Annotated in this window: 13 protein-coding genes; 3 read left to right on the top strand and 10 right to left on the bottom strand. The window is 69.2% G+C overall.

Annotated elements, in window-relative coordinates; genetic code table 11:
- Positions 1 to 59: 59 nt before the first annotated feature.
- The 8 genes from IEZ09_RS11100 to IEZ09_RS11065 all read right to left on the bottom strand — a co-directional run bounded on the left by IEZ09_RS11100 (position 60) and on the right by IEZ09_RS11065 (position 7,768).
- Positions 60 to 806 carry a phosphoglyceromutase gene (locus tag IEZ09_RS11100; RefSeq protein WP_189253553.1) on the bottom strand — a complete coding sequence of 249 codons (747 nt, stop codon included), beginning with the start codon at positions 804 to 806 and terminating at the stop codon, positions 60 to 62.
- 88 nt (positions 807 to 894) lie between these two features.
- A complete protein-coding gene (locus IEZ09_RS11095; RefSeq protein ID WP_189253552.1) occupies positions 895 to 1,050 on the bottom strand; it encodes a hypothetical protein in 156 nt (51 codons plus the stop codon).
- 186 nt (positions 1,051 to 1,236) lie between these two features.
- Positions 1,237 to 2,802 (bottom strand): 4-coumarate--CoA ligase family protein, encoded by a 1,566-nt coding sequence (locus IEZ09_RS11090; protein ID WP_189253551.1) that lies wholly within the window; start codon positions 2,800 to 2,802, stop codon positions 1,237 to 1,239.
- 399 nt (positions 2,803 to 3,201) lie between these two features.
- A complete protein-coding gene (locus IEZ09_RS11085) occupies positions 3,202 to 4,062 on the bottom strand; it encodes a DUF4349 domain-containing protein (protein ID WP_189253550.1) in 861 nt (286 codons plus the stop codon).
- Between the two features lie 38 nt (positions 4,063 to 4,100).
- A complete protein-coding gene (locus IEZ09_RS11080; protein ID WP_189253549.1) occupies positions 4,101 to 4,580 on the bottom strand; it encodes a type III secretion system chaperone family protein in 480 nt (159 codons plus the stop codon).
- A complete protein-coding gene (gene mshA / locus IEZ09_RS11075; RefSeq protein WP_189253548.1) occupies positions 4,577 to 5,824 on the bottom strand; it encodes a D-inositol-3-phosphate glycosyltransferase in 1,248 nt (415 codons plus the stop codon). The genes IEZ09_RS11080 and mshA overlap by 4 nt, the downstream gene beginning before the upstream one ends.
- Positions 5,821 to 6,585, bottom strand: coding sequence for an alpha/beta fold hydrolase (locus IEZ09_RS11070; RefSeq protein ID WP_229812448.1), 765 nt, complete (start codon positions 6,583 to 6,585; stop codon positions 5,821 to 5,823). Before IEZ09_RS11070 ends, mshA begins: the two co-directional genes overlap by 4 nt.
- A 43-nt stretch (positions 6,586 to 6,628) precedes the next feature.
- On the bottom strand, positions 6,629 to 7,768 hold the full coding sequence (locus IEZ09_RS11065) for a L,D-transpeptidase (protein WP_189253547.1): 1,140 nt from the start codon (positions 7,766 to 7,768) through the stop codon (positions 6,629 to 6,631).
- A gap of 93 nt (positions 7,769 to 7,861) precedes the next feature.
- Here IEZ09_RS11065 and IEZ09_RS11060 point away from each other — a divergent pair, with 93 nt between their 5' ends.
- Positions 7,862 to 8,593, top strand: coding sequence for an SDR family oxidoreductase (locus tag IEZ09_RS11060; RefSeq protein WP_189253546.1), 732 nt, complete (start codon positions 7,862 to 7,864; stop codon positions 8,591 to 8,593).
- Here IEZ09_RS11060 and IEZ09_RS11055 read toward each other — a convergent pair.
- Positions 8,547 to 9,560: a chymotrypsin family serine protease gene (locus IEZ09_RS11055; protein WP_229812447.1), complete on the bottom strand. Its 1,014-nt coding sequence runs from the start codon at positions 9,558 to 9,560 to the stop codon at positions 8,547 to 8,549. The two genes, IEZ09_RS11060 and IEZ09_RS11055, sit on opposite strands and share 47 nt — an antisense overlap.
- 77 nt (positions 9,561 to 9,637) lie before the next feature.
- Complete coding sequence (locus IEZ09_RS11050) at positions 9,638 to 10,738, bottom strand: UDP-N-acetylmuramate dehydrogenase (protein ID WP_229812446.1); 1,101 nt, start codon at positions 10,736 to 10,738, stop codon at positions 9,638 to 9,640.
- On the opposite strand from IEZ09_RS11050, the gene IEZ09_RS11045 reads away from it, so the two are divergent.
- Both IEZ09_RS11045 and IEZ09_RS11040 read left to right on the top strand, forming a co-directional pair.
- A complete protein-coding gene (locus IEZ09_RS11045) occupies positions 10,737 to 11,225 on the top strand; it encodes a DUF2505 domain-containing protein (RefSeq protein ID WP_189253544.1) in 489 nt (162 codons plus the stop codon). The two genes, IEZ09_RS11050 and IEZ09_RS11045, sit on opposite strands and share 2 nt — an antisense overlap.
- A complete protein-coding gene (locus tag IEZ09_RS11040) occupies positions 11,204 to 12,010 on the top strand; it encodes a class I SAM-dependent methyltransferase (protein ID WP_189253543.1) in 807 nt (268 codons plus the stop codon). The genes IEZ09_RS11045 and IEZ09_RS11040 overlap by 22 nt, the downstream gene beginning before the upstream one ends.
- The last annotated feature ends 2 nt before the right edge of the window (positions 12,011 to 12,012 follow it).

Below are 12,012 nucleotides of genomic sequence, written 5' to 3'. Positions count from 1 at the left end.
CAAATGCACGCGGGGACCTTTCGTACTGACATGCAGTACGAAAGGTCCCCGCGTGAAAATCAGCGGCCCTGATTTGCGACGGCCGCGATGGCGTCCTTCGCGGCCTCCGGGTCGAGGTATTCGCCGCCCGGCTTCAGAGGCTTCAGGTTCTCGTCGAGGTCGTAGCGCAGGGGGATGCCCGTGGGGATGTTGAGGCCCGCGATGGCCTCGTCGGAGATGCCGTCGAGGTGCTTCACGAGCGCGCGCAGCGAGTTGCCGTGCGCCGCCACGAGCACGGTCTTGCCGGTGCGCAGGTCCGGCACGATCGCCTCGTCCCAGTACGGGAGCATGCGGGCGACGACGTCCTTGAGGCACTCGGTCAGCGGCAGGTCCGGCCCGAGGCCCGCGTAACGCGGGTCGGTGTCCTGGCTGAACTCGCTGCCGGGCTCGATGGGCGGCGGCGGGGTGTCGTACGACCGGCGCCACAGCATGAACTGCTCTTCGCCGTAGGTGTCGAGCGTCTGCTTCTTGTTCTTGCCCTGCAACGCGCCGTAGTGGCGCTCGTTGAGACGCCAGTCGCGACGGACCGGGATCCAGTGCCGGTCGGCGGCGTCGAGCGCCAGGTTGGCGGTCATGATCGCCCGGCGCAGGAGGCTGGTGTGCAGGATCTCCGGCAGGAGACCGGCCTCGCGCAGCAGCTTTCCGCCGCGGCGGGCTTCCTGCTCGCCCTTCTCCGACAAGGGAACGTCCACCCAGCCGGTGAACAGGTTCTCCGCGTTCCACGTGCTCTCGCCGTGGCGGAGCAGCACCAAGGTTCCGACAGACATGGCGGCTAGCCTGCCATGCCGACCCACCTGCCGTACCCCGGCAGGTCGCCGTGATTCACGCCATGGGATTCGCCGGCGCGGACGTCGATCACCGAGCGGTCTTGATGGCAGCCGCCAGGGCCCGCGCGTGCTCCGGGCTCAGGTCGAGCGCGCGGGACAGGTGACGGAGGACGAGAACTCGGTAGATCAGCCAGCAGGCCGACGGCAGGGCGGCGACGGCGCACGCGGACAGGCTCGTGATCATGTTCGGACACCTCCGGGTCGGTTGACGCCCTGGAGGTCTCTTCCGCCGGACAAAACCGGCCGTCGGGGCTGCCCCGACGGCCGGTTGTCGCTCTGCATTGCCCTCACAAAGCTCTGACCAGCGAAAATTGCAAGTTGTCAGAACTCAGCCTGGATTCAGTTTTGTAGCGGACGGCGAACACGCCGATCAGGCCTGCTCGCGTGCCCTGAGGTCCTTGCGCAGGATCTTGCCGGACGCCGACTTCGGGATCGCCTCGATGAACTCGACCACGCGGACCTTCTTGTGCGGCGCCACGTGCTCGGCCACGAACGCCATCACGGCGTCCTCGGTGATCGTGGAATCGGGCTGGCGCACCACGAACGCCTTCGGGACCTCCTCGCCGTCCGCGTCCTTCACGCCGATGACGGCCGCGTCGGCGATCTCGTCGTGCGTCAGCAGCACGGCCTCGAGCTCGGCCGGCGGGACCTGGTAGCCCTTGTACTTGATCAGTTCCTTGACGCGGTCGACGATCGAGACGATGCCGTCGGCGTCGATGACCGCGACGTCGCCGGTGTGCAGCCAGCCGTCCTCGTCGATGGTCGCGGCGGTGGCCTCCGGGTTGTTCAGGTAGCCCTTCATGATGTTGGGGCCCTTGCACCAGAGCTCGCCGCGTTCGCCCACGCCCACGTCCTGACCGGTTGCCGGGTCGACCAGGCGGCACTCCAGGTTCGGGATGATCACGCCGACCGTGCCGATCGAGATGTCGTCGCGGCTGTCCGGGATCGCGTGGCTGACCGGCGACATCTCGGTCATGCCGTAGCCCTGCGCGACCCGGCAGCCGATGCGCTTCTTCACCGCGTCGGCGAGGTCCTCATCCAGCGGCGCGGCGCCGGAGAAGAGCATCTTCATCGGGGACAGGTCGTACTGGTCGACGATCGGATGCTTCGCCAGGGCGACGGCGACCGGCGGCGCGATGTAGACGCGGTCGGTCTTGTGCTCGGCGATCACGCGCAGGAACTCGGTCAGTTCGAACTTCGGCAACGTCACGACGACGCCGCCGATGTACAGGCCGTTGTTCATCAGGACCTGCATGCCGTAGATGTGGAAGAACGGCAGCACGGCCAGGATCCGGGTGTGCGGGCCGACGTCCGACAGGATCGGGCCGCACTGCACGAGGTTCGCGACCAGGTTGCGGTGCGTCAGCATCACGCCCTTGGGCAAGGCGGTCGTGCCGGACGAGTACGGCAGCACCGCGATGTCCTCGGCCGGGTCGATCTCCACCTCTGGCACCGGGTGGTCGTTGGCGAGCAGCTCGCCCAGCGACGGGTAGCCCTCGGCCTGGTCCAGCACCACGACGTCCGTGACGCCCGCCTTCGCGGCGCCAGGAGCGGCGTTCGGCAGCAGGACCGAGACGGTGAACAGCATCTTCGCGCCCGCGTCGTGCAGCTGGTGCGCGACCTCGTCCGGCGTGTAGAGCGCGTTGATCGTGGTCGCGGTGGCGCCCGCGCGCAGGATGCCGTGGAAGACGACGGCGTAGTAAGGCGTGTTCGGGCTGAGGATGCCGACCACGTCGCCCTTGCCGATGCCGCGTGCGGCGAGTGCTGCGGCCAGGCGGTCGACGGCACCGGCGAGCTGGCCGTACGTGAGCGAGGCACCGGACATGCCGTCGATCAACGCAACCCTGTCCACCCGGTCGGCGATGTCGCCGAACAACAGCTGGTGCAGCGACACATCGGGGATCTCGACATCGGGGAACGGACTGCGAAAGACCATGCGGCGACCTCATTCACTCGCTGAACACCCAGCCTGTGCGGCTCATCGTGATCCAGCCCACTGAACAGGTCAAGGACCGCTCAATCGCTACAGATACGTTACTTAGCGCGTCTAATTACACTCGAATGGAGTAATACAAGCACTTGTGAACGCAAGGATGCATCTGGGAAGTTGATAGCGCCTCCGCGAGTCGGCTCCCACGCTTACTCGACGAGCGCGAGGCACTTCGCGCGGTTCGTCATCCCCCGTCGGATCGCGTGTCCCGCTTGGGATCCGGAGGCTCCCCCCGTCCACGGACCCATGCAGCGGGGACCTTTGACGCGGGACGGCTCGATGCGACTCCCCCTCTCTCCCGAGCCGTTCCGCGCTTCACAAAGGCACACTCTCAGTAGAGTTTGATCATGCCGCTTCGTTCGTTCGAGTGACACGCTTCCGGCGACGCAGCACGTAGATCACCGCGGCCGCGGGCACCCCCAGGACCAGCACGAACGGCAGCAGCGCGCCGACTCCCACGGTGATCGCCTTGAACACCGTGACCACCGCGTGCCACCCGGCGAGGAACGCCGACCCGAAGCCCGCTTCGACCGGCGCGGGCGGTGCGATCGGAACGGTGCTGACCTGCACGGTCAACGTCGCCAGCGCCACCTTGCCCTTCAACGACTCGCTGCGCCGCTGCATCGACTCGAGCTCGCTCTGCCGCTTGGTCAGCTCGCTCTCGATCTGCGCGATCTCCGCCGTGGTCCCGGCACGCTCGAACAGCACCCGCAGCCGTTCCACGCTGGCCTTCTGCGTCGCGATCCGCGCCTCGACGTCGACCAGCTGGTCGGTGACGTCCTCGCTGCGCACCTCGCTGCGGGTGACCTCGCCGACCTGGCCGTCGAGGTTCTTCACCAGGTTGTCCAACTCGGCCGAAGGCACGCGCACGGTCACCGTCCCGCGCTCCTTGGTCGAGTTCTCCTGCCCCGCGAACCCACCGGCTGCCTGAGCCCGGTTCTTCACCTCACCGATGGCCTTCAGCACGTCGTCGCTGCGCAGGTCGACGGTCGCCGTGCGGACCAGCTGCCGTTCCTGCTGCTGCACCGGCTGCACGGCCGCCGGTGTGTTCCCCTGTCCCTGCTTCTCCTGCGGCGCCGCGTTGTTCTGCGCCGCCTGCGGAGGGGCGGCGTCGTACGCCGCCGATCCGCTCGTGTTCGAGTTGCTGCACCCCGCGGAAACCAGGGCCAGCAACGCGACTCCCACCCACAGCACTGGTCTGCCCATGCCCGTCTGACGGTGGTGGGCACACCCGGGGTTGCCGCCTATTCCGAAACGAGATGTTGGAAGGCCTGCAGGTTCGCGAGCGACTCCCCGCGCGACACCCGCCACGCCCACTCCCGGCGGATCGCGTCGGCGAACCCGATCTCGAGCAGCGGGTTGAAGTCGCCGTCCGCGGCCTCCAGCACCTGCCCGAGCACGCGGTCCAGCTCGTCCGGCGTCACGGCGTGCTTGCCGACCCGCCCGACCAGGTAGATGTCACCCTCGGCGTCGATCGTGTAGTGCACGCCGTAGAGCCGGGCGTTTCGCCGCAGCAGGAACCGGTAGACCTCCTCGAACGACTGGTCGGGGCGCCGGCACACGAACGCCTCGACCACCAGCGCGTGCGCCGTCTCGACCAGCCACACGTTGGTCTGCAGCTTCTTGGTGCCCGGCAGCGTCACGAAGAACTTGCCCTCTTCGCGGCGGTCGTACTTCAGCTCGCGTTCGTCCAAAAAGGACTTGATCACGCTGTCGACGCTCAAATGAAAACCTCCCGGCGGAACACGTCTGCCGCCTCTTGGTACCCCGCCAGCAGGGCATCAGTCGTGCGGTCCCACGAGAAGCGTCGCGCATGCCCCACGGCGTTGCTCGCCAGGTGCTCCCGCTGCGGCAACGCGACGGACCCGATCGCCGCAGCCCACGCGCCAGGCTCGTGCCCGTCCACGAGCACCCCGGACACACCGTCGTTGACCGCGACCGGCAACCCGCCAACCGCTGCCGCGACCACCGGTGTCCCGCACGCCTGGGCCTCCAGCGCCACCAGCCCGAACGACTCGTTGTGACTCGGCACGGCCACCAGGTCCGCCGCCCGGTAGACCTTCGCCAGCGCGGGCCCCGGCTGGGGTGGCAGGAACCGCACCACGTCCGTGATCCCCAGCTGTCCCGCCAGCTCCTCCAGCGCCTTCGGCCGCTCGGTGCCGCTGCCAGACGGCCCGCCGACGATCAGCACGACCAGCCGCGACCGCAGCCCTGGATCCCGGATCAGCATCTCGGCGGCCGCGCGCAGCAGCACGTCCGGCGCCTTCAACGGCTGGATCCGGCCGACGAACGCCAGCACGACCGCGTCCTGCGGGATGCCGTACGAGTGCCGGGCCTCGGCGCGGTCGCCGGGCGTGAACCTGTCCAGGTCGACACCGGGCGGCACCACGGCGACCTTGGACGGCTCCGCGTCGTAGAGCTTGATCAGCTCGCTGGCCTCGATGTCGGTGTTGGCCACGAGCCGGTCCGACTCGCCGACCACCTGCTCCTCGCCGATCACCCGCATCCGCGGTTCTGGCGTGTCGCCCTCGGCCAGCGCCAGGTTCTTGACCTTGGCCAGCGTGTGGGCGGTGTGCACGAGCGGCACGCCCCACCGTTCCCGCGCGAGCCAGCCGACCTGCCCGGACAGCCAGTAGTGCGAGTGGATCGCGTCGTAGTAGCCGGGCTCGTGCCGTGCCTCCGCACGCAGGACACCGGCCGTGAACGCGCAGAGCTGGCCAGGCAGCTCCTCCTTGCCCAGGCCCTCGAACGGCCCTGCCGCGACGTGCCGGACGTGCACGCCCGGCGCGAGCTCCGCGACCGGCGGCAGCTCCGACGACGTGGCGCGGGTGAAGATCTCCACCTCGACCCCGCGCTGAGCCATCCGCGTGGCCGTCTGCACGATGTAGACGTTCATCCCGCCCGCGTCACCCGTCCCCGGCTGCTCCAGCGGCGACGTGTGGACCGAGAGCACCGCGACGCGCTTCACCGCGCCACCCGCTTCAGGTCGGCGGCGAACTGCTCCGGCCGTTCGAGGAACGGTGCGTGCGCGGTGTCGGGATACAGGCTCAACTCGGCTCCGGGGATCAGGGCGGCGGAGTACTCGGCGGCGGCAGGGGCCACCACCTCGTCTTGAGTTCCGTGCACCACCAGGGTCGGCACGTCGACCGCGGTCAACACGTCGGCGCTGCCCACATCCCTGCGGAACAGCTCACCTCGCACTTTATGGCTCACGGACGTCGCAGCGGCTGTGAGTTCGCCGACCGTCTCAGCTGGTAGCGCGGGTGCCATGGCGCGGCAGAACCGCGCCATCGCCTCGTCGTCGGTGATGGCGGCGGGCAACGCGGCGCGCATCACGGGCCCGGTCTCGCCTCCTGGGCGACCGCGGCCGATCTCGGTGATGGCGCTCACGAACACCAGAGCGTTGATCTTCGCGGTGCCGTGTGCGCGGAGGTAGTCGGCGATCACGAGCCCGCCGTAGGACCACCCGACGACGGTCGCGGGCCCGGTGTGGCCGAGAACGGCGTCGAGGTCCGCGGCCCATTGCGTGGAGTCCCGGTAGTCGCCAAAGTCGTCGGACTCGCCGTGTCCGCGCAGGTCGACGGCGTACGTCCGGAAGCCGGGCAGGTTCCAGACCGCTCCGGTCTGCGCCCAGCCGTGGATGAGCACCACCGGTGGCGCGCCGGGCGGTCCTGCCTCACGGACGGCCAGTCGTCCCCCGCCGGCCGCCGTCACGTGTGTCAACTGCACACAGGTGCGAACGACCTGGTCGGGGGACGCATTCCCGCTGGTCCTACTTGATGGCGGACTTGGCCTTCCACTGCTCCCACGGGATCTGCCAGTCGTACCAGTCGAACTGGGGCGGCAGGGTGGTGATGGAGCCGGTCACCTCGACCGGGTCGCCGATCATCGCCGAGTCGAAGTACGCCTTGGCGTCGGCTTCCAGCAGGTTCGCGCAGCCGTGCGAGGTGTTCGCCTTGCCGATGTTGCCCGCGTTGTCGTTGTTCTCGTGGATGAACTCGCCGTGGTTGGAGAACCGGACGGCCCACTTCTTCACGACGTTGGTGTAGCCGTAGCGCGGGTTGTCGAACGAGAACGTGTCGTGCTTCGACATGACCACGAACGTGCCGTTCGGCGTGGTCAGCTCGGGGTCGGCGTCCTTGCCGAACGACGCCGGGTACGAGGCGACCTGCTGGCCGTCGCGCAGCACCACGAGCTGGTGCGTCGGGTTGTCGATCTTCACGACCTGGTTGCGGCCGATGTCGAACTCGCTCGTCACGTCGGCCTTGCCGAACGCGCCGCCGCCGTAGTTCACGCCGTAGAGCTTGGCCTCGACCTTGATGTGCGTGTTCGCCGGCCAGTACTTCTCCGGCCGGTAGTGGACTTCCTGGGCGTTGAGCCAGGCCCACGTGCCGGTGACGTTCGCCGAGTTGGTGACCTTGAGGGCCTTCTCGACGGTCGCCTTGTCCTCGACCGGTGCCTCGAACTTGACCATGATCGGCGCCGCCACGCCGACGGTCTGGTTGTCACCCGGCCAGAGCGTCGCGCGGGTCTGCGAACCGGGCGCGACGGTCGTGAACGAGCCCTTGAGCTCGACCGGCTTGCCGTCGGTGCCGACGACCTTGCCGGAGTAGGTGTACGTCTTGCCGTAGCCCAGCGGCTCGGCGGTGGTCCAGCCGGACTTGTCCTCGGTGAGGGTGCCCTTGACGTCCTTGCCCTCCGGCGACTTGAGCGCGACGGACTCGATCTTGCCGTCCACCACGGTCACCTGGACCGGCGTGGTGACCTGAACGTCCTTGGTGCCGTCCACCGGCGACAGGGTGACCTTCGCTGACGGCAGCGAGCTGTCCGCCTTCGGCGACCCCGTCTCCACACTCGAGCACCCGGTCAGCAGCGTCAGCCCGGCGACCAGCGCAGCAAGTGTTCTTCTCACGGTTTCGACCTCCCACCATGGTGGACGTGCAGGACCACGTGACGGTGCGAGTGACGTCGGTCACACCCCGTTCGGCAGCCTACGATCGAAGCCGTGAATCGACCTGTCGCAGTAGTGACCGGAGCAAGCGCGGGCATCGGCGAGGCCACCGCCCGGCGGCTCGCCGCCGAGGGTTTCCACGTGGTGCTCGGCGCACGTCGCCTGGACCGTCTCCACGTTATCGCGAAGGAGATCGACGGGACCGCCATCGAGCTGGACGTCACCGACGAGGCCTCCGTCGCCGCCTTCGCCGACGGGGTACCCGAGGCGAAGGTGCTCGTGAACAACGCGGGCGGCGCGCGCGGGCTTTCGCCGGTGGCAGAAGGTGATCCGGCGGAGTGGCGCTGGATGTGGGAGACGAACGTCCTCGGCACCCTGCTCGTGACCAAGGCGTTCATCCCGAAGCTGATCGCGTCCGGCGACGGGCACATCGTGTCCGTGACGTCGGTCGCCGCGCGGGACGCCTACGACAACGGTTCCGGCTACACGAGCGCGAAGCACGCGCAGTCGGCGCTGCACCGCACGTTGCGCGGCGAGCTGCTCGGCCAGCCGGTGCGGATCACCGAGATCCTGCCGGGCATGGTCGAGACGGACTTCTCCGCCAACCGGTTCGGCGGGGACACCGAGCGCGCGGCCAAGGTCTACGAGGGCCTCACGCCGCTGACGGCCGACGACGTGGCGGACGTGATCGCGTTCGCGGTCACCCGGCCGTCGCACGTGAACCTCGACGAGATCGTGCTCAAGCCGCGGGCTCAGGTTTCCGCGACTCGGGTACACCGGGTGTGAGCAGTTCCACGTCCAGCTGACGCAGGACGGGCTCGATGGGGTTCGCGAACCCCGTCGAGCCCGATCCGGCGACGTACAGGCCCACGACGCGGTTGTCGGCGTCCACGAGCACCGCACCGCTGTCGCCGTGGTCGCCGAAGCGCTCGGACGAGTGCACGCGGATCTGGTCGCGCAACGTCCTGACGCCGAGCCCGTCGCCGAAGTCCAGCCGCAGCGTCGCGTCCGTCGACGCGATCACGCCGTACGTGAGTTCCGTCGTGCGGCCGCGTTTGCGGACCGTCGAGCCGAGCACCGCTCGCGCGGCACCGGTGATCGCGCCGATGTCGAGGACCTCCGCGCGGAACGGCCGGTTGCCCATCCGCAGCCCCGCCGCGCACACCGAACCCGCGAGCGCGGCGCGGTCGAGCACCGCGACCTGATCGGCACCGGGCATCCCACCGTCCACTCTGGACGGATGCACGAACTCGTCGCCCACCGACCACGAGTCGTCCACGCAGCCGACGTGGAAGGTGGTGAGCCCCAACACCTTCCGCGGCTCGTCGTTGGTGACCGCGAACGCGCCGAGCGTGCCGGCGATCACGTACTCACCGGCGGTGGGAACCTCAGGGGGCACGACCCTGATCGACCGCGCGGGACCGATGCTGATGCCCCCTCGCAACACCGGATGCCGTTCCGCCACAAGGGGATCCACGTCCGCGGTGCGGGTCAGCCTGGCGCGGTGCAGCACGATCGACTCCGCCACGACGTCGGTCGGGACGCCGCTGACCTCCGGCGGGATCTGCTGCGGATGGTCGGGCCCCTTGGCGCACACGTAGACCACGATCGCGGCCCGGCCCGTCGGGCGTCCACCGGTGACCTTCTCGCCGATGTCGACGCCGATCACACCTGGCCGGGACAGGAACTCGTCTTCGACCATGCGCTTGACCGGCCGGATGACCTCTCGCGCGTTCTCGTCGAGGTAGCTCACAGCGACCTCCGTTCCAACCCCTATGTCAATGAAACACGCAAGGTAGCGGTTGGTCACACGGAGTCACCCGAACAGCCCTAGAGCTGAACGCCTACGAAAACGGGTTCCGGGTGCAGTTCCACTCCGAACGCCGCCCGCACGCCGTCGCGCACCTCGCGCGCCAGGTCGAGCAGGTCCTCGGTGGACGCGCCGCCGCGGTTGGTGAGCGCCAGCGTGTGCTTGCTGGACAGCGACACCCGGCCACCGGGGCCCTGGTGGCCCTTGCGGAACCCGGCGCGTTCGATCAGCCACGCGGCGGAGAGCTTCTTGAAGCCCTGGCCCGCGGGATAGGTCGGCACGTCGACGTCGGCGCCGAGCCGATCGGCGATGCGGAGCAGCACGCTGGAGAAGGTGGCGTCGTCGATGATCGGGTTGGTGAAGAACGAGCCGGCGCTCCACGTGTCGTGGTCGGCGGGGTCGAGCACCATGCCCTTGCCGCGGCGCAGCTCCAGCACCGCCTTGCGGGCCTCGTCGGCGGGAACGCGATCACCTTGCGCCACACCGAGAACGCGCGCCAGCTCGGCGTACCGGATGGGGGCGGACATGCCGCCGGCGGTCAGCGCGAACCTGGTGCGCAGCACGACCGCGTTGTCGGTGCCCTTGAGCACGCTGGTGCGGTAGTCGAGGCCGAGCTTGGCCGCGGGCACCTGGTGCACCTTGCCGCTGCGCCGGTCGAGAAGATCCACCGACTGCAGCACCTGGGAGATCTCGACGCCGTACGCACCGACGTTCTGCACCGGCGTGGCGCCGTTGAGGCCGGGGATGCCGGACAGGCACTCGAGGCCGCCGAGACCCTGCGCGACCGCCTCGGCGACGACCGCGTCCCACTCCTCGCCGGCCTCGACGGTGAACTGGACGATGCCGCCGCCCAGCGGGTCGAGCCGGAAACCCTTGGTGGCCACGTGCACCACGGTGCCGTCGAAGCCGCTGTCGGAGATCACGAGGTTCGATCCGCCGCCGAGCACGAGGACCTTCTCGTCGGCGGCGGCGTCGGCTGTTCGCACGGCTTCGACCAGCTCAGCGGCGGTCGTGGCGTGGACGAACCGCGCGGCCGGGCCACCGAGTCGGAGCGTGGTGCGCTCGGCCAGAGGTACGGACTGCGTGGTGGTCACAGGCGTCAACGGTAGCCTCCGCGACATGGCACGCCGCATCGAGCACCACACCACGTCACCCCATTCGGCGGAGAAGGTCTTCGGCGCGTTGGTCGACGAGACCTATCTGCGTGACCGCCTGGCCGCGATCGGCGGCAACGACGCCGAGCTCGTGACGTTCACCACCACAGAGACCAGGACGTCGTACCAGCTCAAGCAGGGTGTGCCCGCGGAGCACCTGCCGTCGATCGCCAAGTCGCTGCTGGGCGGCGACCTCGTGATCCAGCGCGTCGAGAACTGGGCTGCGCTCGCGGGCACCGTCGAGGTGACGATCAACGGCGTGCCCGGCCGGCTGGACGGTGCGTTCACCATCACGGGCAACGGTTCCGGCTCGAAGCTCACCCTCACGGGGGAGGTCAAGGTCAGCATCCCGCTCATGGGCGGCAAGCTCGAGAAGCTGATCGCCGAGCAGGTCGTCGTGCTGCTGAACAAGGAGAGCGAGTTCACGTCGGAATGGCTCGCAAACCGCGGCTAGCGGCCGGCCGGGCCCGTGCGCTCGGCCTGCCGACGCGCGGCACGACCAACCCGAACCGCCTGCGGCGCGTCGACCGGTGGATGACCGGCACGCTGTCCGGCTTCCTGCTGGACGCGGCCGATCCGCTCGTGGTCGACCTCGGGTACGGCTCGTCGCCGATCACCACCGTCGAGATGGCCCAGCGGCTGCGGACGGTGCGTCCCGACGTGCGCGTGCTCGGGCTGGAGATCGACACCGACCGGGTCGAGGCGGGCAAGGCGGTGGCCGACCCGCCGTGGCTGGACTTCCGGCGCGGCGGCTTCGAGCTCGCCGGTGCGCGGCCGGTGTTGTTGCGCGCGTTCAACGTGCTGCGCCAGTACACCGAGGAGCAGGCCTTTGAGGCGTGGGACACCATGCTGTCGCGCATGGCTCCCGGCGGCCTGATCGTCGAGGGCACGTGCGACGAGATCGGTCGTCGGTGCACGTGGGTGACGCTGTCGTCGGAAGGGCCGTTGAGGTTCACGCTGGCGTGCAAGCCGTCCGGCATCGAGGTGCCGTCCGACCTCGCCGAACGGCTGCCCAAGGCGCTGATCCACAAGAACGTGCCCGGCGAGCGCGTGCACGCGTTGCTGGCCGAGCTGGACGCGTGCTGGGCGACCGCGGCCCCGTTCGCCCCCTTCGGGCCTCGCGCGCGGTGGGTGGAGTCGGCGCGGCTGCTGGCCTCGCGCGGCTGGCCGGTGGTGGACGACCGGCGTCGTTGGCGCCTCGGCGAAATCTCGCTCGAATGGGCGGCCGTCGCGCCCTAGGG

Origin of the sequence: Lentzea flava, from assembly GCF_014648475.1 — a bacterium.
Classification (GTDB): Bacteria; Actinomycetota; Actinomycetes; order Mycobacteriales; family Pseudonocardiaceae; genus Lentzea; species Lentzea flava.
This window is presented reverse-complemented; position numbering and strand designations above follow the sequence as displayed.

What these genes read in the sequence shown, in the direction of transcription:
- IEZ09_RS11100 (WP_189253553.1), bottom strand. Translation starts at nt 806, where the DNA reads ATGTCTGTCGGAACCTTGGTGCTGCTCCGCCACGGCGAGAGCACGTGG.
- IEZ09_RS11095 (WP_189253552.1), bottom strand. Translation starts at nt 1,050, where the DNA reads ATGATCACGAGCCTGTCCGCGTGCGCCGTCGCCGCCCTGCCGTCGGCC.
- IEZ09_RS11090 (WP_189253551.1), bottom strand. Translation starts at nt 2,802, where the DNA reads ATGGTCTTTCGCAGTCCGTTCCCCGATGTCGAGATCCCCGATGTGTCG.
- IEZ09_RS11085 (WP_189253550.1), bottom strand. Translation starts at nt 4,062, where the DNA reads ATGGGCAGACCAGTGCTGTGGGTGGGAGTCGCGTTGCTGGCCCTGGTT.
- IEZ09_RS11045 (WP_189253544.1), top strand. Translation starts at nt 10,737, where the DNA reads ATGGCACGCCGCATCGAGCACCACACCACGTCACCCCATTCGGCGGAG.
- IEZ09_RS11050 (WP_229812446.1), bottom strand. Translation starts at nt 10,738, where the DNA reads ATGTCGCGGAGGCTACCGTTGACGCCTGTGACCACCACGCAGTCCGTA.
- IEZ09_RS11040 (WP_189253543.1), top strand. Translation starts at nt 11,204, where the DNA reads ATGGCTCGCAAACCGCGGCTAGCGGCCGGCCGGGCCCGTGCGCTCGGC.